Source organism: Yersinia sp. Marseille-Q3913 (genome assembly GCF_963892745.1).
GTDB lineage: Bacteria > Pseudomonadota > Gammaproteobacteria > Enterobacterales > Enterobacteriaceae > Yersinia > Yersinia bercovieri.
The window spans coordinates 36206-61405 of the sequence record NZ_CAWQAF010000001.1; the positions used below are offsets into that span (position 1 = coordinate 36206).

Below are 25200 nucleotides of genomic sequence, written 5' to 3' on the forward strand. Positions count from 1 at the left end.
GTAGGTTCCCTTTGCTTTTATGTTTTGAGGTAACAGCTGAACCAGTATAGTGAGTGAATCACCACAATCTATGAACCAGGGCATACTCTGCATAACATTTTTGTATCAATCGGGGAATTTATTTATCAATCAGAAGGGATTATCAACAATGGCGAAATTAAATGCCGCTCAGGTCGCGGCAGTAAGAGTATCGCGGTGGTACAAGTAGGAATAATATTAGTTAAAAAAGCCCTGGATTTGGGCATATTGTAACAGCATGATAGTTTTGCCATCTTTAATCCGACCATCGGCAATCATTGCTATCGCCTCGGTGAAGGGTAGTTCAACCACATCAATCACCTCATCTTCTACGCCAACATTATCAGTGACTTTCTGATCAGAATGGTATTGCGCGGCAAAGAAATAGATAATTTCAGTTACGCCACCCGGTGACATATAGGCTTCAAACAACTTTTGCACTTTATCAATCTGATAGCCGGTCTCCTCCATGGCTTCACGGCGAATACACTCTTCCGGTGAGTCATTATCCAATAACCCTGCGCAGGCCTCTAATAACATGCCTGTAGGATTACCATTAACGTAGGTGGGCATACGGAATTGGTTTATCAGTACTACTGTGCCCATTTCACGGTTATACAGCAGAATGGTCGCGCCATTACCCCGGTCATAGACTTCGCGGATCTGTTGCACTGTGGTGCCATCATCAGCTTTTAAATCAAAGGTGTATTTATGTAATTTAAACCAATTCTTAGATAACACTTCACACTGAATATTTTCAATTTTAACTGACATAACGCCCTTCTCTGCCCCAACAACACCATAAAGTTTTATCTGCTTAGCTAACGCCACTCTCTATTTATTTGCAATAGGCGATAGTGTAATAAAATATGCCCCGATAACGGGGCATATCAGAAAGACACAATTAAGATTTTTGCGATTAAAAACCGGTCGGGACATCCTTCATATCCGGCAACTTATGAGCAATACCTTTATGGCAGTCGATACAGGTCTTGCCTTCAGTGATGGCTTTACTGTGCATCTTCGCCGCCACGGTTTTTTGTGCGGTGAAGTCCATATTGTCGAAATTATGGCAATTTCGGCACTCTTGCGAGCCGTTGGCTTTCATCCGCGCCCACTCATTTTCGGCCATGGCCAGACGATGGGCCTCAAACTTCTGTGGCGTATTAATCAAGCCAATGGTCTTGGCATACAGCTCTTTACTGGCCTTGATTTTACGCACCATTTTTGGCCCCCACTCATGGGGCACGTGGCAATCCGGGCAGGTCGCCTTCACACCACTGCGGTTGCTGTAGTGGATGGTTCCCATGTACTCCTGATAAACGTTGTCTTTCATCTCATGGCAGCTGATACAGAATTTTTCGGTATTCGCCATCTCCATGCCGGTATTAAAACCGCCCCAGAAAATGATGCCACTGACAAAGCCAATCAGCAGTAAAGTCCCTAGCGCCAGTCGGCTTGGCCGACGCCACCACTGCCATATCCGTCGGATAATACCGGGCTTTTTAGTTTCACTCATCACTGGCCTCTCTCATCACTAATCTCACAGTAACACCTGGGTTATTGACCAAAGCCAGGGGCTGGTTGGAAGCTGTTACCGACAATAGGTGCGGCATCGGTTTGTGGCACATGGCATTGCAGGCAGAAATAGCGACGTGGCGAGACTTCACTCGACACTCGACCATCGCGGTCAATAAAGTGGGTCGGGCTGACGCGCGGTGCGCCGGTGGTTCGATAGTGCTCCACACCGTGGCATTGCAGGCAGCGGTTGGTATTTTTGCTGATTTGATAGCCATCCACACTATGGGGGATAAGCGGCGGCTGGTTAACATAGTTCAGCGCCATCCGCTGTTGCTGTTTCGGCATTTTCACCTTACCTTCCGCAGTCCCTGAGACCTCCGGTGATTGGCTTAAATCCATTTCAACATTGCTGGCCGCATTGACCGCGCCGGTGACCACCAATACCGCCAACAGCGATAGGATGGCCAAAAATCGGCGGTTTAGTGATTTAAACATCGTGCTATTCATTATTTCCTCCTGAAAGACACTCTCTTTTCCTGAGCATCCCTGGATGATTTTGATAAGTGAGTGGCAGAGCCCGCCCTTGGGCGAGCTGCCGTATCACGCCACTGCATCACTCCATAACATCACGCCACTACCCGTGCCAATTTCACTGCGCATTTCTTGAAGTCGGTTTCTTTGGATAGCGGATCGGTGGCATCCAGTGTCAGGTTATTCACCAGTTGTGCGGCATCGAAGAACGGCATATACACCAGCCCTTCTGGTGGGCGGTTGCGGCCTCGAGTCTCCACCAGGGAGATAAGCTCACCACGGCGTGAAATCACTTTTACCTTGTCGCCACGGCGTAGACCACGTTTTTTGGCATCCAGTGGGTGAATGAATAGCACCGCTTCCGGGAAGGCGCGGTGTAACTCAGGTACGCGACGGGTCATGGAACCGGTGTGCCAGTGCTCCAGCACCCGACCGGTAGAGAGCCACAGGTCATACTCCTCATCCGGGCTTTCGGCGGCGGGTTCGTAAGGTAGGGCAAAGATCACCGCTTTACCGTCCGGTTTGCCATAGAAGCGCACCTCCTCACCTTTCGGTACGAAGGGATCGAAACCTTCGCGGTAGCGCCAAAGCGTCTCTTTACCATTCACCACCGGCCAGCGCAGGCCGCGTTCTTGGTGATAACGATCGAATGGGGCTAAATCGTGGCCGTGACCGCGACCAAAATCGGCATACTCCTCAAATAGCCCTTTCTGAATGTAGAAACCGAAATCGCGCGCTTCGTCATTCAGTTGATCGGCTGGAATTTCACTCAGCGGGTATTTGCTCACCACATCGTTGGCAAACAGCACCTCATACAGTGTCTTACCGCGATATTCCGGCTTCTTGTTGACCAGGTCAGCAGGCCACACCTCTTCAACTTTGAAGCGTTTGGCGAACTCAACCATCTGCCACAAATCGGATTTTGCTTCGCCCGGTGCCGGGACTTGCTGACGCCAGAACTGAGTGCGGCGTTCTGCATTACCGTAAGCCCCCTCTTTCTCGACCCACATCGCCGTCGGCAAGATAAGATCAGCCGCCAGCGCACTGATGGTCGGATAGGGGTCAGACACCACAATAAAGTTGCGCGGATCACGCCAGCCCGGCATACGATCTTCGTTGATATTCGGGCCAGCCTGCATGTTGTTGTTGCACATCACCCAGTAGGCATTGAGGGTGCCATCTTTCAGCGCCCGGTCTTGTGCCACCGCATGTAGGCCCACTTTTTCGGGGATAGTCCCGGCAGGCAGTTGCCATTTGGTTTCGGCAATCTGACGATGCTTTTCATTGGTTACCACCATGTCTGCGGGCAAGCGGTGGGAGAAGGTTCCCACTTCGCGCGCGGTGCCGCAAGCAGATGGCTGGCCGGTCAGGGAGAAGGGTCCAGAACCCGGTTTGGAGATCTTGCCGGTTAACAGATGCAGGTTGTAGCACATGTTATTGGCCCAGACACCACGGGTGTGCTGGTTGAAGCCCATCGTCCAGTAGGAGACCAGTTTCACTTTCGGATCAGCATACAGCTGCGCCAGCGACTCCAATTGATCTTCCGGTACGCCGCTCATTTTAGATGCTTTTTCGACACTGTATTCGGCGACAAAAGCTTTGAAATCATCAAAACTCATTGGCTCGGAAGCATCGCTACCCGGATTCTTCGCCGCTTTTTCCAGTGGATGCGTTGGCCGTAAACCATAACCAATATCAGTGGCACCGCGACGGAAATTCACATGGCGGTCAAGGAAGCCCTGATCAACAGCATTGTTTTGGATGATGTAATTGGCGATGTAATTCATGATTGCCAGATCAGTCTGCGGGGTGAAGACCATCGGGTTATCAGCCAGTTCAAAGCTGCGGTGCTCATAGGTCGAGAGGACGGCAATTCTGACATTGTCATTGGTCAGGCGGCGGCTGGTCATGCGCGACCATAAAACCGGGTGCATCTCCGCCATATTGGAGCCCCAGAGCACGAAGGCATCCGCTTCTTCAATATCATCGTAGCAACCCATTGGCTCATCCATGCCGAAGGTGCGCATAAAGCCCACCACGGAAGAGGCCATACAGTGGCGGGCATTCGGGTCAAGGTTGTTGGAGCGGAAGCCCGCTTTCAGTAATTTCGAGGCGGCATAGCCCTCCCACACCGTCCATTGGCCGGAGCCAAACATGCCAACAGCCGTCGGGCCTTTCTCTTTTAATGCATTCTTGAATTTCAGCTCCATGATATCAAAAGCCTTTTCCCAACTGATGGGGGTGAAATCGCCCTCTTTATCATACTGGCCATCTTTCATCCGCAGCAGCGGCTGAGTCAGACGGTCTTTGCCGTACATGATTTTTGGCAGGAAATAGCCTTTTACGCAGTTCAATCCACGGTTGACCGGTGAGTCCGGGTCACCTTGCGATGCCACGATGCGACCATTTTGCGTGCCGACCAAAACACCACAGCCAGTACCGCAGAATCGGCAAGGTGCTTTATCCCACTTTATTGCGTTTGATGTCTCACCCACCACGGCCTTAGCGACTGTGGGTATGGTCAATCCGGCTGCGGCAGCTGCGGCAACCGCAGCATTGGCCTTCATAAAATCCCGGCGACTGAGTTTCATGGCATTTCCTCACCTTGGCTTTCCTGCTGGTGATACACCAGCGATACAGCCAGCACACCATCCAGATTACGTGCTGACTCAATATAATTCAGGAGCACGTCTGAGCGCGCCGCCTGCATAACCACCACCAGCTTGCCTTGCGCGGCATCACTGGTCGGTATTTCGGTGTCCGGGATAGCCAGCAAGCTGTCGGTCAATTGCGCAAATCGCGCCGGCTTGGCTTGCAATACCAATCCGCAGACATGCCACTCTTTATCGTCCATCATCACTCCGGGTGAGGGTTACGGCCTGAACTGGGCAACCGGGTACACAAGCACCGCAACCAGTACAGGCAGGTAGATCTAATTCGGGCTGAGCAATGCCATTCAGGCGCGGACGAAACTTAATTACTCGCGTTTCACAGCTATCCTGACAGCTACGACACTCAATATTGTGAAAAGGCAAACAGCGGTCTGATAGGTTGATTTTAAGTGACCAGGCTGCCCGTTCTGTTGAGGTAAAAACATCGGCTTCACATGCCTGCACGCAAGCCTGGCAAAAGCTGCATTCAGCACGCTGGAAATCTATTTCGGGGAATCCACCACTGCCCGCGATCAACACGCCGGTTTCACAAGCGGCAACACAGGCATGACATCGGGTACAACCCGCAATAAAATCAGCCTCCAACACCGACCAAGGGGGGCGTATAACAGAGAGCTGTTGCCTCTCCGCTCGCCAAAGACCGGTCAGTAATTTACGCCGCGATAAATCAGTCATGCTGATATCCTTAATACCTGCTGGCGCGCCCGCGTGTGCGATAGAGATTGTTCATTTAGCGCCCAAGGATCCATCTTGGGATGATGATAATTATTCTTATTTATATTGATGAAGGAGATCCCCCAGTGTTTACGTACTAAATACAGAATAATGAGTAATAAAATAATTACTCTTTAGAGTTAATCGGGGGGAGATATTGAGCAAGATCAATTAATTTAGTGGTTATTTACCTAATTTGTCACTGTTAAATCTATTTGCGTTATTACCTTTTTTATATAACGATTTGTTTAATGAGAATAGCTAGCAAATCAAGATGATACTTTGGTAATTATTTCTTAAGATAAAGTGCAACTGTTAAATGAATTTGACTGCTGTTTTAAAACACCAGTCACTCCTGACTCGCGGGTAAAAAATAGAGATCCAATCGGAACCCACTTATACTATGGAGGTGAATTACCGCAGGAAATAGGGTAAGACTGCGGTACACTTAAATCATAGGTCAACTAACTACGATTAATAACATGGTTAGCCTAATTAGTGACCAAAAAATAATTCACATTTTACAGCAAATACTTATACCTAAAGTCATTGGAATTGCAGGTAGGGCAGCAAAAGAACATCCCCAGATTAAGCTAATTTCGATTAACTGAGCCGGGTGAACCCACATCGCTAGCCCCTGCGATTTCACGTTAATAACGGTATAACCGTTTTTTCGGTTACAGGGATATTACTTATTATGACCAAAAGTCACACCATTATGATCGTCGATGACCATCCGTTAATGCGCCGAGGAATTCGCCAATTACTTGAACTAGATAGCAATTTTGATGTCATTACTGAGGCCAACTGCGGCAGTGATGCCGTTATTGAAGCGGCCAGATGTCAGCCGGATGTCATTCTGCTCGACCTGAATATGAAAGGAATGTCTGGGCTGGATACATTGAAAGCATTAAGAAATGAAGGTGTCGATGCGCGGATTATTATCCTCACGGTCTCTGATGCCCGCAACGATGTGTATGCCATGATTGATGCCGGTGCAGATGGTTATCTGCTCAAAGACAGCGAACCGGAAATATTGCTAGAAAATATCCGTCAGGCGGCACAGGGTGAAAAAGTATTCAGTGATGAAGTCGCACTCTATTTATCTTCTCGCCACGAACAGGTTAATCCTTTCGGTGAATTAACCGAGCGCGAATTAGATGTGCTACAAGAAGTGGCTCGCGGGATGTCCAATAAACAGGTGGCCTTTGAGTTACACATTTCCGAAGAGACCGTGAAAGTGCATATCCGTAATTTATTACGTAAGTTGAATGTGCGTTCGCGTGTGGCGGCAACCATCATGTTTTTGGAAAATAAAAAATACTAGCAGCCGCCTTGCTGGTTAATTATCAGCCAACAGCCCTAGCCGCAAGGCTATTCAATGGCCGCTAAGATAAAATCATGGTTATCGTAGATCCATTTTTTATTCAGTGGCCCCCAGCTATCTAGCTGGTAATAGCCCGCGTTATTGCGCACACCCTGCTGCACAAATGTCAGCGTGACGCCCAAACCGGGCAGTGCTTTTAAGACATCCTGCAACGTTCGCCGTGGCCAGCCAGTTAATTCCATCAAACGCGGCACGTTCAACGAGTCACCACGGCTGATAAGCCAGCACAAATAGAGACGACGGGCAAATACCGGATTGAGTTCCATACACATTCCTATGTTGAGTGACTGTTATTCAGTCTACTTGATACCCGAAAAAACACCTGTTTATCACTCTTTTCTGTATCAAGGTGAATTAACTCAGCTTTATCGAGGTTTTTTTACAGGTTCTCCTTATTTTCTTCACGTTTCCTTCAGCTTTCCCGCGTAGAGTGCAGTGTAGATTTGGCTGCAAATCATTTTTTCTATAGAGGTTGGCACTGCATGGCAAACTTTTTCATCGACCGCCCGATATTTGCCTGGGTATTGGCGATAATTATGTGTCTCACTGGGGCATTGGCAATCTCAACACTGCCGATTGAGCAATACCCCAATCTGGCACCGCCGACTGTGCGCATCAGTGCCTCCTACCCCGGTGCTTCGGCGCAAACCCTGGAAAATACTGTCACGCAGGTCATAGAGCAAAGTATGACCGGACTGGATAATCTGCTGTATATGTCATCGCAGAGCAGCAACTCCGGCAGTGCCTCGATAACCTTAACTTTCCAGGCTGGCACCAACCCTAACGAAGCCATGCAACAAGTTCAGAACCAGTTGCAATCTGCCATCAAAAAACTGCCTCAGGATGTACAGCAGCAAGGGGTTTCAGTCTCAAAATCTGGTGATAACACACTGATGATGGTGGCCTTTGTCTCCACCGATGGCAGCATGGATAAGCAAGATATTGCCGACTATGTCGCCAGTAATCTGCAAGACCCCCTTAGCCGAATCGAAGGGGTCGGCAGTATTGATGCTTTCGGTTCGCAATACGCGATGCGTATCTGGCTCGATCCTAACAAACTCAATAATTATCAACTCACTACACAGGATATTGTCACCGCTATCCAGTCGCAAAACAGCCAGATAGCCGTCGGGCAATTGGGCGGGACACCTTCGGTTGATAATCAGGCATTGAATGCCACCATTAATGCACAATCTCAATTGCAAACACCCGAACAATTCAGGGAAATCACGCTACGAGTCAACCAGGACGGTTCGCTGGTCACTTTGGGCGATGTGGCAAAAATTGAGATGGGGGCCGAGAAATATGACTATCTGAGCCGTTTTAACGGGCAAGCCGCGTCGGGGATGAGTGTCAAACTGGCCTCAGGTGCCAATGAGCTGCAAACCGATGCACTGGTAAAAGCCCGACTGGCCGAACTCGCGCCCTTCTTTCCCCATGGCCTTGAAGCCAAAATCGCTTATGAAACCACCCCCTTCGTCAAAGCTTCAATCAAGGATGTGGTCAAAACACTGTTGGAAGCCATTTTGCTGGTTTTCCTGGTGATGTATCTGTTCTTACAAAATTTCCGTGCCACCCTGATCCCGACTATCGCCGTGCCAGTAGTGTTGCTGGGGACCTTCGCGATCCTATCGGTATTTGGCTTTAGTATTAATACCTTAACCCTATTTGCCGTCGTGCTCGCCATCGGGCTATTGGTTGATGATGCCATCGTGGTGGTGGAGAACGTCGAGCGCGTCATGAGCGAAGAGGGATTAGACCCACGGGAAGCGACGCGCAAATCCATGGGGCAGATCCAGGGTGCACTGGTAGGGATTGCACTGGTGCTATCAGCGGTATTTATTCCGATGGCATTCTTCGGCGGAACCACTGGGGCCATCTATCGTCAGTTCTCCATCACCATCGTCTCAGCCATGGTGCTCTCAGTGCTGGTCGCACTGATTCTGACACCGGCACTTTGCGCGACCATGCTCAAACCTATCAGGCCGGGGCATCATCACGCCAAACGCGGCTTCTTCGGCTGGTTCAACCGCATGTTTGATAGCAACGCTCATCGGTACGAGCGGGGCGTGGCGCGGGTGTTGCACCACAGTCTGCGCTATATGCTGCTCTACTTCCTGCTGTTGGGCGGGCTGGCGCTGTTGTTCATCAAATTACCGACCTCGTTTTTACCACTGGAAGATCGCGGCGTCTTTATGGCGCAAGTCCAGTTGCCTGTAGGTTCCACCCAGCAACAGACACTGAAAGTGGTCGAGAAGGTGGAGAACTACTTCCTGACGACCGAGAAAGATACGGTGCTGTCGGTCTTTTCAACTGTGGGTTCCGGCCCCGGCGGTAATGGCCAGAACGTGGCACGGTTATTCATCCGGCTGTCTGATTGGGAGCTGCGAAAAAGCAGTGATGACTCCTCCTTTGCCATTATTGAGCGCGCGACCAAAGCCTTTAATAAGATAACCGAGGCCAAAGTGTCAGTCAGTAGCCCACCGGCTATTTCAGGTTTGGGTGGCTCCTCCGGTTTTGATATGGAGTTGCAAGATCACGGCGGTTTAGGCCACGATAAACTGATGGCTGCCCGTGACCAGTTGTTGCAGATGGCGTCCCAAGACCCTGCCCTGACACGGGTGCGGCATAACGGGTTGGATGATAGCCCGCAGTTGCAGATAGATATTGATCAGCGCAAAGCGCAAGCGCTGGGGGTCTCACTGGATGATATCAACAACACGCTGAAAACCGCCTGGGGTTCAACTTACGTTAACGACTTTGTTGATCGCGGACGGGTGAAAAAGGTCTATGTGCAGTCTGAGGCCACCGCCCGTATGCTGCCGGAAGACGTCAATAAGTGGTATGTGCGCAATAAAAGCGGCGGCATGGTGCCTTTCTCCGCATTCTCTACCACTCGCTGGGAATATGGTTCACCGCGACTTGAGCGCTACAACGGCTATTCGGCGCTGGAGATTGTCGGCGAGGCCGCGCCGGGGGTCAGTACCGGCACCGCCATGAATGTGATGGAGGATCTGGTTAAACAGCTGCCAAATGGTTTTGGTCTGGAGTGGACCGGCATGTCCTATCAGGAGCGGCTATCTGGCTCACAAGCCCCTGCCCTCTATGCCATTTCGCTGCTCGTGGTGTTCTTGTGTCTGGCGGCACTGTATGAGAGTTGGTCAATCCCTTTCTCCGTAATGCTGGTGGTGCCGCTTGGGGTGATTGGTGCGGTTGCCGCCACCTGGATGCGTGGGCTGGAGAATGACGTCTATTTCCAGGTTGGGCTGCTGACCATCATCGGGCTATCGGCCAAAAACGCTATTTTGATTGTCGAGTTTGCCAGTGAATTGAACAACAAAGGCAAAGACCTGGTGGAGGCCACACTGGAGGCATCACGCCAGCGGCTGCGGCCCATTCTGATGACCTCACTGGCGTTTGTTTTTGGTGTGTTGCCAATGGCGATCAGTCAGGGGGCGGGTTCCGGTAGCCAACATGCGGTAGGGACCGGGGTGATGGGCGGGATGATCTCTGCCACTGTATTGGCGATATTCTTTGTGCCGCTGTTCTTTGTCCTGGTTCGCCGTCGCTTCCCCGGCAGAGCACCGCGAGGGAAAGAGTAAACATTAACCTATAAATAATCAGTAAACAGCGATATATGACGTGAAAAAGGTGATATTAATAATTAATGTCACCTTTTTATTTTAAATAAAGAGCAAAATAATAAATCATTATATTAATAGTTTTCTAATAAGTAATTAATAATCAAACAAAAATAATCTTAATATATTCGCGCCATGCATTGATCATTTTTAAATCATAATCCATATTTATCTATCACGTTGCTATATTGGCGTGAAAACACAACATTATATTAACCACAATAAAGTCAGGAGATATCATCATGGGTATTCTCGGTTTGTTACCAAACAAAGTTGATGAAAATGAATCAATTGAGAACAATGAACACATTAATTGTTTAACAGAAAAGGAGTTAGCTGAACTGGAAAATGAATAGCACCATAATTAAGGAAGCCTTGGCTTCCTTAATTGATTGTTTATTGGAGGTAAATATATGGAATTACCTTATGAGCGTGAAATCACCTTAGCTGAAGCCCAAAAACGAATTTTGACTGAGTTTCAGGGGAACAGTATGACCCCCTATATAGAGAATCTGGGTCAAAATATTATTACTACCACCTGTGATATTTATGACCATAATAATAATCTACTGAGTCAAGGTATTGGCAAAGGTATTGATGGCGCAGCATTAATCGGCTCTTTTTATGAAGCATTTGAACACTATATTTCAACAAATCATCAAAAGTTCGGTGAAATATCATTATGTAAAACAAATAAGCTGCAACACACATTAAAAGAGTATGATTTCGTTAGAAGTTTGTTGCAAACTCAGCCAGATACAAAAATTGGCTGCCGCCATTACCGAAATATCACTGGCGATATTTCTGTTTTTTACCCGGTCGCCTTTTCAACCCCCGATTACGCCGATTCGCCTATTGAGGGAGATGACTTCGATTATCAGGTATTACGCCGCTATTCCAGCAACAGTGGCACGGCTATTGGCTCCTCTTTTCAAGAAGCCACTCTACATGCAGTTAATGAAAGTATTGAGCGTGAAGATATTTCACAATTTTTGATTAACTACTTTTATCAGGAGAGTGATGATGAGTTACGGCGGGTGAACCGGGATTCACTACAACAAGATCTTCATCATTTATGGTGCCATGCTGAGGCTGAAATAGCGGACCAAATTACAGTACTGGAAATCAGCCACTCTTGCGTCTGCCGGACCTTCATCGCTTTCGGCCACAAACCCTGCCAGGCGATACACTTATTTGGCGCAGGAACATCCCTCTCGCCCTACTATGCCCTATCCAGAGCCATTACAGAGCTGGTTCAATTTCATTCCATTGCAGCCCGACACCCTCATCTCATTGAGGCACAACATCATTACTTGCGGCGTCTATCGCCATGGCCAAAGCTCCGCCGTAGCTGTAAAGCTAATTTACCCGGATTATTAGCTGATCGGACCTTACAAGCTGTCGATATTCCAGAAGATGAACCCATCACGCCGGTGATTGATCAACTACTGCATGTCGAGCGAGGGTTAAATGCGCAAGGGCACCTGGTGCTGATCACTATCCTCTATCAGAGTGCTGCAGGTTGCACGGTAACCCATGTCCTGATCCCCGGTTTTGAGCGCTTCTTTCTGATCAATAGCGGCAATATTGTCGTCCCATGGTTGGGCTACCAATATCAAAACAGTTAGCGAGAATTTGTCGATAAAAAAGGCAGATACCTCAACGGTTCTGCCTTTCTGCGAGCGATCACTCGCCCCTGGATCTGTATCGATAAAACAACAAAAAGATAATAACTCTTACTGCCGGTTTATTCGCTTACGCCTTACGCAGCATAGCATCGATAAACTCTTTCCACGTACTTAACTCAAACTCAACCATAACGTCCTCTCTAATTATCGCGAGTCATTATACGCCTATTATTTGAACAGTCAAAATAGAAAGCAGGCGAATGAGTTGAGCAATAAAAAAGAGCTGCTTGAGGTTATTGACAAAGTGCCAGTGACGGAGAGAACAGGCAGATCGTAAAGACGCCGTCTGTCCTTTGAAAAAAAAGCCGTCCCTGGAGGCTCGAGCCACGCCCTCCCTGGCGCGGACGCGTTACTCCTCCACCTGTCCTCACCGTTTTAGATCGAGTCATCGAGGTCTGTCATCAGTCTGAGCCGCTTTTACTTAAAGCAGCTCAGATACTGAACATCACAGCAAGTCAGCTTTATCCCTTAGGGAAGACCCACAGATGCTCGATCGGTAAAGAGAGCGAGCATAGCTCCTCGCGGCGAACCTCAGCGCCATAAGCGCGGATCACAAAATCGTCAGCCGCAGTGCGGAACAGATATTCCCAACGGTCGCCCAGATACATGCTGGTCAGCAGGGGTAAATTGAGCTGGTTACCGTTCGGATCATCCGCCAGATTGACCCGTTCGACTCGGATCACTGCCGTGCCTTCCTGCCCCGCAGTGACTCCTTCGCCCGCCCATCCCCACAGCGCCCAATCTTTACCTTCAATGCGCGCCTTACCCTCACTGACCTGCGTGACCTTGCCATGTAAGCGGTTATTGCTGCCCATAAATTCTGCGGTAAAAAGCGTCGTTGGCGAACCGTACATCTCCTGTGGCGTCCCCTGCTGCTCAATTTTGCCGTTATTCAGCAGCAAAATACGATCAGAGATTGCCATCGCCTCATTTTGGTCATGAGTCACCATCAGCGCCGACAAGCCGAGTTTGATGATCAATTCACGTAGGAACACCCGTGCTTCCTCGCGCAATTTGGCGTCCAGATTTGACAGCGGCTCATCCAGCAGAATAACCGGCGGGTTATAGACCAGTGCACGACCAATGGCAACACGCTGCTGCTGCCCACCAGAGAGCTGATGGGGATGGCGATGACCCAGCGCCCCCAGCCCCAGTTGGTCGAGCACCGCTTGCACCCGCTGAGTGATCTCCGCCGCCGACGTTTTGCGCAACTTCAGCGGGTAAGCAATATTCTCAAATACCGTTTTATGGGGCCACAAAGCATAAGACTGGAACACCAAGCCCAGATTTCGCTCTTCGGCGGGGATTTCGCGGTTCGTTTTACCATCATAAACCCTGTTTTCACCAATGATAATGCAACCCTGACTCGGTTTCTCCAAACCCGCTACTGCGCGCAGTAAGGTGGTTTTCCCACTCCCCGATGGCCCCAGCAGAGAGACCACTTCGCCGCGCTTTAATTGCATCGACACCCCTTTCAAGACCGGGTTGTCGCCATAGGTTAAATGCAGGTTATCTACTGATAATTCAATCATTTAGTTTAACTCCAAAGCGCAATGCAATACCCAGCCCCAACACCACCAGCAGGATATTAATAAAGGAGAGCGCGGCAACGATATCAATCGCCCCCGCCGCCCACAGTGAAACCAGCATCGAGCCAATGGTTTCCGTACCCGGTGACAGCAGATAAACCCCGGTGGAGTATTCGCGCTCAAAAATCAGAAACATCAGCAGCCACGAACCAATCAGGCCATAGCGGGATAGTGGAATGGTGACATGGCGAGTCACCTGACCCCGGCTGGCGCCGTTGCTGCGGGCCGCTTCTTCCAACTCAGGCCCGACTTGCAGCAAAGTCGACGAGATCAGCCGCAGGCCATAGGCCATCCACACCACGGTGTACGCCAGCCAGACACTAAAAATGGTGCTGCGCAGAGAGCGGAGCCACACCACCAGATTCCCCCGTAACCACTCGGCCATTGGCAGCGAGGATAACCAGCCCTCTTTCAAGGAGTTATCCAGCCACATCGGCAGGAACAGGAAGACCCATAAAAATGCCAGCCCCGCCAGCAGCCCCGGCACCGCACGCGGTACTAATACGCTGTAATCAAGGAAACGCGTCACGCCATCAGGTTTACGGTGCATCGCAATGCCGATAAACAGATAGCAGATAACTGCCAACGCGCCGCCAAATACCCCGATCGCCATCGAGTTGACGATGGCCCGCAGCAAGTTAGGTTGCTGCCAGATGGTGCGGAAAGTGTTGAGCGATAGCTCATCCCAGAGCGATACCCCCATGCCCCAGTTAGAGACAAAAGCACGTAGCACCACTCCCAGCAGCGGCACGCCAATGGTAACCGTCAGCCAAAACGCCACCACACCACCGGCAATCCAACGCCACTTGCCCAGAGGTAACAGTCGCGCCTGAGACGCTTTACCTTTGACCGTAACAAAACGGTTGGCGGTACGCATCAGTACCCGCTGTAACATCACCAACGGAATGGTGATGCAGATAAGTATCACCGCCACAGCGGCCATCAGATGGTAAGAGGGGGTTCCCAGCTTATTGGTCAGTTGGTAGAGATAGGTCGCCAACACCAGGTTGCCCTCAGGATCGCCCAATACCAGCATCAGCCCGAACACTTCCAGTCCAAGGAAGAACAGCAATACGGTGATATACAAAATCGACGGGCGCACCATCGGCAAACTCACCGCCGTCATCACCTGCAATGGCGAGGCTCCTGCCGTGCGTGCCGCCTCTTCCACATCAGAACCGACACTGCGCAGCGCCGATGAGATATAGAGGTAGGCGTGGGGAACGTGGGTCAGGCCCGCAATCACCACGATGCTCGACATCGCATAAATATTCCAGGGCACAAAACCGATCAATGACTCCGCCCACAGGGAGAAGAATCCCACCGGTCCTGCTGCCACCACGTAGCCAAACCCCAATACCATGGGCGAGACAAAAATAGGCACCAAAATCAGCGGTTCGATGATCCGGCGGCCAGGTAAATCAGTCCTGACCATCAAAAAGGCCAGGATCCCCCCCAACGGAATAGCGATAACCACCAGCCCGAAAGCCAGAATAAAACCACTTTTCAGCGCCTTATAAAAATCGGGATCAGCAAAAATGAAGCGGAATGCCTCAAGGCTGAACACTTTGCTCGGTGAGAAAAAGGGGGCAGAAAGGAAACTTTGAATAACAATAAATGACAGTGGCACGTAGATAACCAGTGTGGTTATCAATACCACCAAGCCGCGCGGCAAGCTTTGCCACTTTCTGCGCAATGCTTTCATAATGAGTCCCGTTGGTTAAAAATCCATGATAAAACCAGTAAAATCAGAGTGCGTACCGCCACTGATACGCACCAGGGGGATCCCTTATTTCGCGGCCGCGCTGCGCCACTGTTTGATGTAATCCAGACGTTTAGCCTGCTCCATATACTCCAACAGGCTCTCATCAACCGCGATCGGTTTGAGCGCATTACCGAGCTTCTTGGTCATGCCATCGATGTCGTTGTTACCCTCGATATCGTTGCGAATTGAAGGAATATCTGACTGATTAGCCAAAATATTTTGGCCCGCTTCTGATAGCACGTAGTTAACCCACAGTTTGGCCGCATTATTATTGGTCGCATTTTTACTGATAAATGTGACTCGCGACAGCACCAGGGTGTAGTCCTGCGGGTAGGAGATCCCAAGAGAAGGGTCTGTTTTCGCACGAGTTTCGGCGTAAGAGCCGAGGATATTAAAGCCAATCAGATTCTCACCAGATGACACCCTTTCCATCATCGTACCGGTGGAGGATTGCACCGTCAGCCCGCCCTTGGCGATATCAGCCAGTGTCGCAAAGTAGTTAGGATCAGCTTTGAAATCCTGCACCGACAGCATGAAACCTAAACCTGATTTTTCAATATCATAGGTGGTCACTCTCTTTTTGAATTTATCAGGCTGGCTGGCGATGAGTTTTGCCAGTGCGGCATGGGTCGTCGGCACATCTGCTGCGGGGATCAGGCGCTTGTTATAGATGAAAACCACCGGCTCGTAAGTGGTGCCGTAGGCCCTGTTTTTCCATACCGCCCATGTTGGCAGCTCACCCTGCTCTGGAGAGAGGTACTCCTGCGCATAGTCGGTAGCCAACTTCAGCGCCGTATCCATTGAGGAGCTCCATACCACGTCACCGCTGAGGCTACCTGATGCCTGCTCACTGATGTAGCGGTTGTATAACTCGGTGCTGTTCATGTCGTTGTATTCGACCTTAATCCCCGGATAGGCGGCTTCGAATCCCTTAATCAGCGGCGCAGCGGCTTTGATATCCGTCGAGGCATACACCACCACTTTGCCCTCTTTTTTGGCACCATCAATAATGTTTTGATAATCAGCAGGGTAATAAGTTGGGAGTTGAGCTGCGGCTGGAAGAGTGGCTAATGCCGCCGTCGCCATCATTAATACTTTAAATTTCCTTAACATATAATTAACTCCAATATCCATTTATGGAACGAAAAAATAACATATAGTTAATATGTGTCGCTAAGCAATGAAGTTAATTTTTTGTCTTCTTATTTTGTGATGGCGCTCATTTATCGCGCTATTATTACCTTAACTCTCTCTAAAAGATCTGCGGCAAAGATTCACTTCGGGGAGGGGCGACACTGTTGATAGGCGAATTGGCTGCGCTCAGCTTGCCAGAGGTACAATTCCGGAGTAGCGTGCTCATTAATTCGAGCAGTTTGCTAATTAATTACTGTGTGAAACTTAAATGACTGTGTGTCACTTAAATGACAGTGTGAAACCATGAAACACTCCATCGACTCGTTAAAAGAGCTGGGCCGTTATAATGATGCGCTGGCAATGGCGCAGAAGTTGCTGCTCCACTCACCCGATAACGCCAGTCTGATGTATAAAATCGCCTCCCTGTATGACGTGCAGGGGTTGGAGCTACAGGCAATCCCCTTCTATCGTGCTGCCATTGAACACCATCTGGTGGGTAAAGAGCTACAGGAGGCCTATTTGGGGCTGGGTAGCACTTATCGGGAACTGGGGTTATATCAAGCATCGTTAGAGACACTTGACCGCGCGCTGACGGCCTTCCCGCAAGCGAAAGAGATAACCTTGTTTCGCGCCATGACGCTGCACAATCTGGGTGAAACCCAAGAGGCGGTTGCAGCTTTGCTACTACTGTTGGCGCAGACCTCAAACCATCAAGAGATCAGCCTTTACCAAAAAGCGCTGCGCCAATATGCCGTTGACCTTGACGCTATCGGCTAAAACCGCAGCTCATACCTGATTGTCGGAACGCCAAACAACCCATAGCCGTCTGGATCCAAACCTCATTTTCCCGCATTATGGGCTAATTGCTCCTCTTGAGCCGGGCAGCCGCATCAATAGCTGACCTGTTTTGCCACTCTAGCCGAGGTACTATTTTTCCATGTCAGATAGCCCAGCCACCCCATCATTGCGCCTTTATGGCATTAAAAATTGCGATACCATAAAAAAGGCCCGCCGCTGGCTGGAAGAACAAGGTATTGCCTATCAGTTCCACGATTATCGCGTGGATGGATTGAGTGACGAACGTCTGCAAGGCTTTATCGATCAGCTGGGTTGGCAGCCGCTACTCAACACACGCGGCACCACCTGGCGCAAGCTGCCAGAAGCCCAGCGAGACAGCATCACCGATGCCCAAACCGCCAAAGTGCTGATGTTAGAGCAGCCCGCCATTATCAAACGTCCACTGTTGGAAGCCGCCAATGGCAACATGCTGCTGGGCTTCAACATTGAAAGCTATCAATCCTTTATCCAAAACCAAACCGCAATTGAGGTGCAATAACATGATCTGTCCGGTAATCGAACTGGCCCAACAATTAATTAAGCGCCCGTCGCTCAGCCCGAATGATGCGGGTTGCCAGGAGATCATGATCAAGCGCTTAGAGGCGATTGGTTTTACTGTCGAACCGATGAATTTTGGCGATACCCTTAATTTCTGGGCATGGCGTGGCGAAGGCGAGACGCTGGCGTTTGCCGGTCATACCGACGTGGTGCCAACCGGTGATGAGAGCCATTGGAGCACTCCACCCTTTGAGCCGACCATTCGTGATGGCATGTTGTATGGCCGTGGTGCTGCCGATATGAAAGGCTCACTGGCCGCTATGGTGGTCGCCGCCGAACGTTTTGTTGCCGCGCACCCGAATCATAAAGGCCGCCTGGCATTTATGATCACCTCCGATGAAGAGGCCAAAGCGATTAATGGCACCGTAAAAGTGGTTAATGCGCTGATGGCGCGCAATGAACGGCTAGATTATTGTCTGGTTGGCGAACCCTCCAGTACCGATAGAGTCGGCGATGTGGTGAAAAATGGCCGCCGAGGCTCGATCACCGCCAATCTGCGCATCCACGGTATTCAAGGGCATGTGGCCTACCCCCATTTGGCTGACAACCCGGTGCACCGCGCCATGCCAGCCCTGAATGAGTTAGTTGCCACCCGCTGGGATGAAGGCAATGAGTTCTTCCCAGCCACCAGTATGCAGATTGCTAACTTACACGCGGGCACGGGCAGCAATAACGTGATCCCCGGTGAGTTCTACGTGCAGTTCAACTTCCGTTTCAGCACTGAACTGACCGACAGTCTGATTAAGCAGCGGGTTGAAGCCCTGCTGGATCGCCATCAACTCAATTACAGCCTGGAGTGGGTGCTCTCCGGCCAACCCTTCCTGACCGCCCGAGGCGCGCTGGTCGATGCGGTGGTTAACGCCGTTGAGCATTATGCTGAAATCACGCCGCAACTACTCACTACCGGTGGCACCTCGGATGGTCGTTTTATCGCCTTAATGGGCGCTCAGGTAGTGGAGCTGGGGCCGGTTAATGCCACTATCCATAAAGTGAATGAGTGTGTTCATGCTGCTGATTTACAACTGCTAAGCCGGATGTATCAGCGAATCATGGAGCAACTTATCGCATGACAGTTAACACATTAACCCCACAGATGCTTACCGGGCGCTCAACGGAACATTTAGTGGTGTTAACCGGCAATCACCGTCTACAGCCGCAAGCCGTTGAGGCCTTTCGGGCCATGCAACAGGCGGCGAAAGCGGCAGGTTTTGATCTACAGCCTGCCAGCACTTTTCGCGATTTTGACCGCCAATTAGCGATTTGGAATGGTAAATTTCGCGGTGAGCGACCAGTATTAGATAAAGAGAGCCATCCGATAGATATCAGTCAGCTTGACGATGCGGCCCGCTGTGAAGCTATTTTGCGTTGGTCTGCCCTGCCGGGGGCCAGCCGCCATCACTGGGGCAGTGATCTGGATATTTACGATCCCTCCTTGCTACCCGCGCAGACCAAACTACAGCTGGAGCCATGGGAGTACCAGGCTGGCGGCTATTTTTATCCGCTCACCCAATGGCTAAGTGCGCATATGGCTGAATTTGGTTTTTACCGGCCTTTTAGCGAGGAGAGTGGCGGCGTTGCCGCAGAGCCCTGGCACTTGAGCTATCGCCCGTTAGCCGTCACGGCGGCGCATTTACTGACACCCAAAATCTTGCTGGAAGCCTGGCAATCACAGGATGTGGCGGGCAGTGAGTGGCTAGCGAGTCATTTACCCATGATTTTTTCACGATTTATCGTGACACCCACTCTAGAGGGATTTTAACCATGCAATGGCTAGCAGATTACTGGTGGATTATCCTTATCCTACTGGCGGGGATTATTTTAAACGGTATCAAAGAGTTGCGCCGTCTCGACCATAAACGCTTTTTGAGTAATAAGCCGGAGATCCCACCCCACCGCGACAATAATGCGGAGTGGGACGACGACGATGACTGGCCGGATAAAAACAAGAAAAAGTAGACCGATCGCGAACAACCCCGCGAAGGGATAACCCCCTTCGCCAATAACCTTTATCTCGCGGCAAGATCCTGATGCAAATGGGCAATCGCCTGCTCTAGCATCGGCTGATTGATGCCATGCCCCATGTTGGGTACAAGATCCAACGTCACATCATTGCCTAATGCCGTTAAGCTGCTGGCCGCTTTTTTGGCGTGTTCTACGGCTATCACACCATCCTGCTCGCCATGGATCAGATGGATAACCACATCAGCTATCGGTTGCTGTGGCAAAGTGGCAAACCGCCCGCTGAAGGCAATAATCCGCCCGGCTAACTGTGGCTGCGCTTTCACCCCCTCTAATGACATGATAGTGCCCTGCGAGAAGCCAACCAGCGTGGTCTGCTGCACCCCCAAACCGCTTTGTTGCTGCCATTGACGCACCGTGGCAACCCATTGAGGGATCACTTCATCGATACGCCCCTGGCGGCCCTCTTCGGTAATTCCCTGGACCGAAAACCACTGCCGTCCATTGCCCATACTGCTGGCAAACGGCCCATCAATGCTGACCACCAGCGCCTGAGGAAAAGCTTGCGCGAAATGGCTGCCTACCGGTGCCATGCCAGCGGCACTGTCGCCGACCCCATGGAACAGTAAAATCAATTGTTCTGCCTTGGCGGGTTGCTGCACCACGATATGTTGTTGATTCATTAGGGCCTTCAATCATTGAGTGACGATAGCATTACTATACGACCGCTCGTGCCGCAAGGATATTGGGTTTTATTGATGGAGTTGGTGGGAATTATTGAAGGTGATCACCAGCAGGTTCGGTGTATCAACCCCACCTTAATAGAATCAATCCCCCGCACTCCTTCGGCTGCCTCCTGCCGCCAACGCGCCACTAACGCCTTGCGCCCAGAAAGACCCTGTGAGCTAACAATCTCCGCAAGTGGAACACCCTGCTGCAAATATTGCCGCAGCGCAGGAAGGGGTAATTCACTTTGCACTAACAGGCGCTGCAACGCAGGCAAACTGGCCTCTAACGGGCGGGAAGCAAAGGCAAAACCCGCTAATTCACGCCAGTCGTCGTCATCTAAGGTGACATCAGGTTGCTCAGGCAGGGATAGCGATGCTGGCGTGTCGATCTCAATCCATTGCTGCAACCAATACCAATCTCGCTCTAATTGCTGCCGTGCCGCGTCACTGAGTGCTTGCCCGGCGCGACTCAAAGGGAGCAGCGCCATGGCGGCATAGCAGCCGCTACTGGCCTCTTGGTGGCTGCCAATGCGCACCAGTTGAAATCCACAGGTGTGCCAAAAATGCGCTAATTCTGCTGTATAACCAAAACTGACCGAAAGAAAATCAAGCTGATGTTGCTGCGCACGCACCTGCTCGGCGGCAATCATCTGGCGGGCAATCCCCTGCCGCCGCCATAATGGGGCGACCGCCACCCGGCTGATACGCCGTGACAGTAGGATCGGCGCTTGCCATTGCCCACTGTGCGCTGCCAGTGATTGCGCCACCAAACTGCCCTTTGGCCGCCGCTTGCCCGCCCAAACGTCTTGGGCTAATTCACGGCTCAAACCACCTTCATCCACCAGCCACAGTGCGCCAACCACCGCATCAGTCGCTTTCGCCGCAGAGAAATGCATACCCGGTGCATCCATCAACCGCCGCAAATCCAGTGGTGTGGTCCGATAATGCGCACTGGAGAGCAGACCATAAAACTGCCGCAGTAATTCGGGATTATCCAGCCAATCGCGCTGCTCACAGATGATGATATCAACCGGCGAGGATGAGGGGGCCGTGAGTGACCATTGATCATCAAACAGCATCACCGCATCCACAATGCGCTCCAGTGGATCGTCACTGGCCCAGCGGATCGGATTCGTCAGTGTCAAATGGTGCCAATCGTTTAGGCTGGCGCAAAACTTCAGTAAAAAGCCGCGTCCGGTGCCTTCGTAACCCTGTACCGTGGTGGTTAATAATGCCCGTGGAAAGTAGGCCAATAGCGCGGTGAGTAATGCGGCGGGAATAGCGGCGGCCTCGTCAATCAATAGCCAGTCAACCTCACTGACATCCTGCTGCCGGCAGTAATCCAACAGTGCGTCCGCTGCCCAAAACTGCGCCCGTTCGCCAGCCCGCGCATTCAAAACTTGCGTGGCGGCCTTACCCGGCCCGGTCACCCAGCACTGGCCTTGCCACTGCGTCACCAACATGCCAGCTAAGGTCGACTTGCCGCGCCCGCGAGCGGCGGTCAGCACCCAAATTCCCTTTTTGGCCTGCATCAAACGTTGCAGAATATTTTGTTGCTCAAGGGTAGGAGAGCCGTCTGGGCGCTGCCAGTCGGGGTGTGAACCCACTATGGGCGCAGGTTGTGGCTGGCCCTCTTGCCACAACACCACATCGGGATCAGCCAGAAGCTGGCGTTGCAGATGCTGGATAAAATTGGGCGTGGTGATGGGCCTGCCCTGCTCACTCCAACGCAAGCTATCGGTATCGGGCAAGCGCGGCCAACGGCCCCACTCGGGCACCAAGAGCAGCAGCCAGCTTCCGGCCTGCAATGTTCCCGCCAGCACCGCCAGCGCCTCGGTATTCAAGCCATCAGTGGCATCAAATACGCCGTGCAACCACTCCTGCCCCAATAAGGTTTTTGCCGCAGTCGGACGGATCCCCTGAGTATCCGCGGGGAACTCCTCGCCAATCCACAGCCAATCCCCCGGCAGTTGCCGACGTAGATTTAGCGCCTGTTGCCGTGACCAATCAGCACTGCCACTGAGCACCAGTAAACGCCGAATCCCCTGCTGTGCCATCAGCGGTTGGCTGGCAACTATCCCCTGGCTCACGCTAGGATTTACCAATCACCAGCGAGAGTAGCCCGGCAGCGATCAATGGCCCGACCGGTACGCCTCTGAACAGCGCAACACCCAGCACTGTCCCGACCAATAGGCCAGCCACCACCGACGGCTGATGTGTCATCAGCGAAACCCCACGCCCGCCGAGCCACGACACAGCCACCCCCACCACAATGGCTAGTATCGATTTCCATTGCACAAAGGAGTGCAGCACCTCGCTGGCGCTGATTTTACCGCTGGCAATCGGGGTCATCACCCCAATGGTCAAAATCAGGATGCCAATGGTTAAGCCATATTTTTCTATCCACGGGAAGAACTGATTCAGGGGAGTGATGCGAATGGCGAGTAGTGTCAGAATGGCTAATGTGACGGTCATATTGTGGCTGATGATTCCGAGCGCGGCCAGCGCCAATAGAATCAATAAAGTGGGATCGAGAGCGGCCATGGTTATCCTTGCCTTGCAAGAGATGCCGGCAGCGAAAGTGCCGGCAAGAAGAAAGTGCTCTTATGATAATCGCTGCTGACGCGAGGTTCTAGCGCTATTAGCGGCTGGCAAAGGTGTTGCAGCTATTGGGGTCGCCACTGTCGAATCCACGTTTAAACCAGGTATAACGTTGCTGTGATGTGCCGTGAGTGAAGCTGTCAGGCACCACGCGCCCCTGGCTTTGCTGCTGTAGCCGGTCATCACCAATGGCCTGCGCGGCATTCAGGGCTTCTTGCAAGTCCCCAACTTCCAGCACCTGCTGTTCATCCATCGCTTTGCCCCACACGCCAGCAAAACAGTCTGCCTGTAACTCCATTTTGACCGACAGCTGATTAGCCTGTGCCTGCGTCGCCCCCTGCTGCTGTTGCCGCACTTTGGTATCGATGCCCATCAAGTGCTGCACATGATGCCCAACTTCGTGAGCAATTACATACGCCTGCGCAAAGTCGCCGCCTGCACCTAGCTTGTTTTTCATCTCTTCATAGAAGGATAAATCGATATAAACCGTACTGTCTGCCGGGCAATAAAACGGCCCCATCACAGATTGGCCGGTGCCGCAGCCGGTGCGGGTTGCGCCACGGTACATCACCAGTTTAGGCTCTTGATAGGTGCGCCCCATCTTCTGGAAAATCGGTTTCCAGGTCTCTTCTGTGTCAGCCAGAATTACGGAGGTGAATTTGGCATATTGGTCATCTTTGGCGCTGACGGAGCTTGATGAGCGCGGCTGTGTCTGGGTTTGTGACATAGGATCACTGCCGTTCAACAGGGGCGTCAGATCAACCCCATAGTAGCCAGCGACCAGCACCACAATCAGGATGACAATACCGCCCTTGCCACCAATCGGCGGTCTAAATCCACCGCCGCCACCGGATGAATCACCCCGCCGATCCTCCACATTGTCACTCTCACGACGACCTTGCCAACGCATAGCTGTACTCCCAGAGATATTCCTTACCCATTATCGTAGGAAATATATTGATCCAATACCATTAAAAGAATGATTGATTGGTGTGTTGGGGGATTTGATTCAAAGATGATAGGGATGAGAGAAGTTTATTGAAGGGAGATAGAGGCTATCTCCCCTTAGAGCAGTAACGCCAGCGAAAACGTAATCGATTGCGCAGTTAGTCTAATTTAACGCCGATACGGTGTGCAACTTCTTCGTAGGCTTCAATCAAACCACCCAGGCTCTGACGGTAACGGTCTTTATCCATCTTGTTGAGGGTCTTTTTATCCCACAAACGGCTGCCATCAGGCGAGAACTCATCACCCAATACCACTTCACCGTTGAACAGGCCAAACTCCAGCTTGAAGTCCACCAGGATTAAACCGGCATCGTCAAACAGTTTGCTCAGCACGTCATTGGCCAAATAGCTCAGCTCTTTCATCCGCGCTAATTGTGCTTCTGTTGCCCAACCAAAAGTTTTGCAGTAAGACTCGTTAACCATCGGGTCGTGCATTGCATCATTTTTCAAGAACAGGTCAAACAGCGGTGGATTCAGTTCTATGCCCTCTTCAATACCCAGACGTTTTACCAACGAGCCAGCAGCACGGTTGCGGATAACGCATTCAACCGGGATCATTTCCAGTTTTTTTACCAGCACTTCGGTATCAGACAGCAAAGCTTCCATTTGAGTAGGAATACCGGCCGCTTCTAATTTAGCCATAATAAAATGGTTAAATTTGTTGTTTACCATGCCCTTACGATCGAATTGCTCAATGCGCTGACCATCCAGTGCTGACGTATCGTTACGGAACTCCAATACCAATAGGTCAGGATTTTCGGTGGTATAGACGGTCTTCGCCTTCCCACGATACAACTCAGCTAGCTTTTGCATTTTATTACTCCAGTAATGTGAAAATATAACTCGCCAT

General features: G+C 51.0%; 23 protein-coding genes. 8 read left to right on the plus strand and 15 right to left on the minus strand.

Annotation, left to right across the window (positions count from 1 at the left end):
* Positions 1-216: 216 nt before the first annotated feature.
* The 6 genes from nudK to napF all read right to left on the minus strand — a co-directional run bounded on the left by nudK (position 217) and on the right by napF (position 5417).
* Complete coding sequence (gene nudK, locus AACW11_RS00190) at positions 217-792, minus strand: GDP-mannose pyrophosphatase NudK (protein ID WP_212585446.1); 576 nt, start codon at positions 790-792, stop codon at positions 217-219.
* Between the two features lie 145 nt (positions 793-937).
* Positions 938-1537, minus strand: coding sequence for a cytochrome c-type protein NapC (gene napC / locus AACW11_RS00195; RefSeq protein WP_212585447.1), 600 nt, complete (start codon positions 1535-1537; stop codon positions 938-940).
* Positions 1538-1578: 41 nt separating this feature from the next.
* Entirely contained in the window at positions 1579-2046 is a 468-nt protein-coding gene (napB, locus tag AACW11_RS00200) for a nitrate reductase cytochrome c-type subunit (RefSeq protein WP_212585448.1), read from the minus strand.
* 119 nt (positions 2047-2165) lie between these two features.
* Positions 2166-4661, minus strand: a complete 2496-nt coding sequence (gene napA, locus AACW11_RS00205) for a nitrate reductase catalytic subunit NapA (protein ID WP_212585449.1) — start codon at positions 4659-4661, stop codon at positions 2166-2168.
* On the minus strand, positions 4658-4924 hold the full coding sequence (gene napD, locus AACW11_RS00210; RefSeq protein ID WP_212585450.1) for a chaperone NapD: 267 nt from the start codon (positions 4922-4924) through the stop codon (positions 4658-4660). Before napD ends, napA begins: the two co-directional genes overlap by 4 nt.
* Positions 4914-5417 carry a ferredoxin-type protein NapF gene (napF, locus tag AACW11_RS00215; RefSeq protein WP_212585451.1) on the minus strand — a complete coding sequence of 168 codons (504 nt, stop codon included), beginning with the start codon at positions 5415-5417 and terminating at the stop codon, positions 4914-4916. The genes napD and napF overlap by 11 nt, the downstream gene beginning before the upstream one ends.
* Before the next feature lie 736 nt (positions 5418-6153).
* Here napF and AACW11_RS00220 point away from each other — a divergent pair.
* Positions 6154-6783 carry a response regulator gene (locus tag AACW11_RS00220; RefSeq protein WP_212585452.1) on the plus strand — a complete coding sequence of 210 codons (630 nt, stop codon included), beginning with the start codon at positions 6154-6156 and terminating at the stop codon, positions 6781-6783.
* Between the two features lie 47 nt (positions 6784-6830).
* Here AACW11_RS00220 and AACW11_RS00225 read toward each other — a convergent pair whose 3' ends face one another.
* Positions 6831-7109 carry a winged helix-turn-helix domain-containing protein gene (locus tag AACW11_RS00225; protein ID WP_212585453.1) on the minus strand — a complete coding sequence of 93 codons (279 nt, stop codon included), beginning with the start codon at positions 7107-7109 and terminating at the stop codon, positions 6831-6833.
* Positions 7110-7325: 216 nt separating this feature from the next.
* Between AACW11_RS00225 and acrD the strand changes: the two genes are divergently transcribed.
* Together acrD and AACW11_RS00235 are read left to right on the plus strand one after the other, a co-directional pair.
* Positions 7326-10445, plus strand: a complete 3120-nt coding sequence (gene acrD, locus AACW11_RS00230; protein ID WP_212585454.1) for a multidrug efflux RND transporter permease AcrD — start codon at positions 7326-7328, stop codon at positions 10443-10445.
* 452 nt (positions 10446-10897) lie between these two features.
* Positions 10898-12112 carry a YcaO-like family protein gene (locus tag AACW11_RS00235; protein ID WP_212585455.1) on the plus strand — a complete coding sequence of 405 codons (1215 nt, stop codon included), beginning with the start codon at positions 10898-10900 and terminating at the stop codon, positions 12110-12112.
* Positions 12113-12633: 521 nt separating this feature from the next.
* Here the strand turns inward: AACW11_RS00235 and AACW11_RS00240 are convergent.
* The 3 genes from AACW11_RS00240 to AACW11_RS00250 form a co-directional block, all read right to left on the minus strand.
* A complete protein-coding gene (locus tag AACW11_RS00240; RefSeq protein WP_212585456.1) occupies positions 12634-13704 on the minus strand; it encodes an ABC transporter ATP-binding protein in 1071 nt (356 codons plus the stop codon).
* A complete protein-coding gene (locus tag AACW11_RS00245) occupies positions 13697-15466 on the minus strand; it encodes an ABC transporter permease (protein WP_005273344.1) in 1770 nt (589 codons plus the stop codon). Before AACW11_RS00245 ends, AACW11_RS00240 begins: the two co-directional genes overlap by 8 nt.
* 84 nt (positions 15467-15550) lie before the next feature.
* A complete protein-coding gene (locus AACW11_RS00250) occupies positions 15551-16639 on the minus strand; it encodes an ABC transporter substrate-binding protein (protein ID WP_212585457.1) in 1089 nt (362 codons plus the stop codon).
* A gap of 324 nt (positions 16640-16963) precedes the next feature.
* Between AACW11_RS00250 and AACW11_RS00255 the strand changes: the two genes are divergently transcribed.
* The 5 genes from AACW11_RS00255 to AACW11_RS00275 all read left to right on the plus strand — a co-directional run bounded on the left by AACW11_RS00255 (position 16964) and on the right by AACW11_RS00275 (position 20011).
* Positions 16964-17437 (plus strand): tetratricopeptide repeat protein, encoded by a 474-nt coding sequence (locus tag AACW11_RS00255; protein ID WP_212585458.1) that lies wholly within the window; start codon positions 16964-16966, stop codon positions 17435-17437.
* Positions 17438-17597: 160 nt separating this feature from the next.
* Positions 17598-17996 carry an ArsC family reductase gene (locus AACW11_RS00260; protein ID WP_212585459.1) on the plus strand — a complete coding sequence of 133 codons (399 nt, stop codon included), beginning with the start codon at positions 17598-17600 and terminating at the stop codon, positions 17994-17996.
* Between the two features lies 1 nt (position 17997).
* Positions 17998-19125, plus strand: coding sequence for a succinyl-diaminopimelate desuccinylase (gene dapE / locus AACW11_RS00265; protein ID WP_212585460.1), 1128 nt, complete (start codon positions 17998-18000; stop codon positions 19123-19125).
* A complete protein-coding gene (locus AACW11_RS00270) occupies positions 19122-19814 on the plus strand; it encodes a M15 family metallopeptidase (protein WP_212585461.1) in 693 nt (230 codons plus the stop codon). Before dapE ends, AACW11_RS00270 begins: the two co-directional genes overlap by 4 nt.
* Before the next feature lie 2 nt (positions 19815-19816).
* Positions 19817-20011 carry a YpfN family protein gene (locus AACW11_RS00275; protein ID WP_212585462.1) on the plus strand — a complete coding sequence of 65 codons (195 nt, stop codon included), beginning with the start codon at positions 19817-19819 and terminating at the stop codon, positions 20009-20011.
* Between the two features lie 50 nt (positions 20012-20061).
* Here the strand turns inward: AACW11_RS00275 and ypfH are convergent, their stop codons facing one another.
* The 5 genes from ypfH to purC form a co-directional block, all read right to left on the minus strand.
* Positions 20062-20697 carry an esterase gene (gene ypfH, locus AACW11_RS00280; RefSeq protein WP_212585463.1) on the minus strand — a complete coding sequence of 212 codons (636 nt, stop codon included), beginning with the start codon at positions 20695-20697 and terminating at the stop codon, positions 20062-20064.
* 104 nt (positions 20698-20801) lie between these two features.
* A complete protein-coding gene (locus AACW11_RS00285) occupies positions 20802-22832 on the minus strand; it encodes a tRNA(Met) cytidine acetyltransferase TmcA (protein WP_339379031.1) in 2031 nt (676 codons plus the stop codon).
* 1 nt (position 22833) lies between these two features.
* Entirely contained in the window at positions 22834-23286 is a 453-nt protein-coding gene (locus tag AACW11_RS00290; RefSeq protein WP_004876835.1) for a DUF441 domain-containing protein, read from the minus strand.
* A gap of 97 nt (positions 23287-23383) precedes the next feature.
* A complete protein-coding gene (gene ypfJ, locus AACW11_RS00295) occupies positions 23384-24253 on the minus strand; it encodes a KPN_02809 family neutral zinc metallopeptidase (RefSeq protein WP_212585464.1) in 870 nt (289 codons plus the stop codon).
* Positions 24254-24449: 196 nt separating this feature from the next.
* Positions 24450-25163 carry a phosphoribosylaminoimidazolesuccinocarboxamide synthase gene (gene purC, locus AACW11_RS00300; protein ID WP_212585465.1) on the minus strand — a complete coding sequence of 238 codons (714 nt, stop codon included), beginning with the start codon at positions 25161-25163 and terminating at the stop codon, positions 24450-24452.
* Between the last annotated feature and the right edge of the window lie 37 nt (positions 25164-25200).

Excerpts from the sequence above, each read along its gene's own strand:
- nudK (WP_212585446.1), bottom strand. The coding sequence starts at position 792 with ATGTCAGTTAAAATTGAAAATATTCAGTGTGAAGTGTTATCTAAGAAT.
- napC (WP_212585447.1), bottom strand. The coding sequence starts at position 1,537 with ATGAGTGAAACTAAAAAGCCCGGTATTATCCGACGGATATGGCAGTGG.
- napB (WP_212585448.1), bottom strand. The coding sequence starts at position 2,046 with ATGAATAGCACGATGTTTAAATCACTAAACCGCCGATTTTTGGCCATC.
- napA (WP_212585449.1), bottom strand. The coding sequence starts at position 4,661 with ATGAAACTCAGTCGCCGGGATTTTATGAAGGCCAATGCTGCGGTTGCC.
- napD (WP_212585450.1), bottom strand. The coding sequence starts at position 4,924 with ATGGACGATAAAGAGTGGCATGTCTGCGGATTGGTATTGCAAGCCAAG.
- napF (WP_212585451.1), bottom strand. The coding sequence starts at position 5,417 with ATGACTGATTTATCGCGGCGTAAATTACTGACCGGTCTTTGGCGAGCG.
- AACW11_RS00220 (WP_212585452.1), top strand. The coding sequence starts at position 6,154 with ATGACCAAAAGTCACACCATTATGATCGTCGATGACCATCCGTTAATG.
- AACW11_RS00225 (WP_212585453.1), bottom strand. The coding sequence starts at position 7,109 with ATGGAACTCAATCCGGTATTTGCCCGTCGTCTCTATTTGTGCTGGCTT.
- acrD (WP_212585454.1), top strand. The coding sequence starts at position 7,326 with ATGGCAAACTTTTTCATCGACCGCCCGATATTTGCCTGGGTATTGGCG.
- AACW11_RS00235 (WP_212585455.1), top strand. The coding sequence starts at position 10,898 with ATGGAATTACCTTATGAGCGTGAAATCACCTTAGCTGAAGCCCAAAAA.
- AACW11_RS00240 (WP_212585456.1), bottom strand. The coding sequence starts at position 13,704 with ATGATTGAATTATCAGTAGATAACCTGCATTTAACCTATGGCGACAAC.
- AACW11_RS00245 (WP_005273344.1), bottom strand. The coding sequence starts at position 15,466 with ATGAAAGCATTGCGCAGAAAGTGGCAAAGCTTGCCGCGCGGCTTGGTG.
- AACW11_RS00250 (WP_212585457.1), bottom strand. The coding sequence starts at position 16,639 with ATGTTAAGGAAATTTAAAGTATTAATGATGGCGACGGCGGCATTAGCC.
- AACW11_RS00255 (WP_212585458.1), top strand. The coding sequence starts at position 16,964 with ATGAAACACTCCATCGACTCGTTAAAAGAGCTGGGCCGTTATAATGAT.
- AACW11_RS00260 (WP_212585459.1), top strand. The coding sequence starts at position 17,598 with ATGTCAGATAGCCCAGCCACCCCATCATTGCGCCTTTATGGCATTAAA.
- dapE (WP_212585460.1), top strand. The coding sequence starts at position 17,998 with ATGATCTGTCCGGTAATCGAACTGGCCCAACAATTAATTAAGCGCCCG.
- AACW11_RS00270 (WP_212585461.1), top strand. The coding sequence starts at position 19,122 with ATGACAGTTAACACATTAACCCCACAGATGCTTACCGGGCGCTCAACG.
- AACW11_RS00275 (WP_212585462.1), top strand. The coding sequence starts at position 19,817 with ATGCAATGGCTAGCAGATTACTGGTGGATTATCCTTATCCTACTGGCG.
- ypfH (WP_212585463.1), bottom strand. The coding sequence starts at position 20,697 with ATGAATCAACAACATATCGTGGTGCAGCAACCCGCCAAGGCAGAACAA.
- AACW11_RS00290 (WP_004876835.1), bottom strand. The coding sequence starts at position 23,286 with ATGGCCGCTCTCGATCCCACTTTATTGATTCTATTGGCGCTGGCCGCG.
- ypfJ (WP_212585464.1), bottom strand. The coding sequence starts at position 24,253 with ATGCGTTGGCAAGGTCGTCGTGAGAGTGACAATGTGGAGGATCGGCGG.
- purC (WP_212585465.1), bottom strand. The coding sequence starts at position 25,163 with ATGCAAAAGCTAGCTGAGTTGTATCGTGGGAAGGCGAAGACCGTCTAT.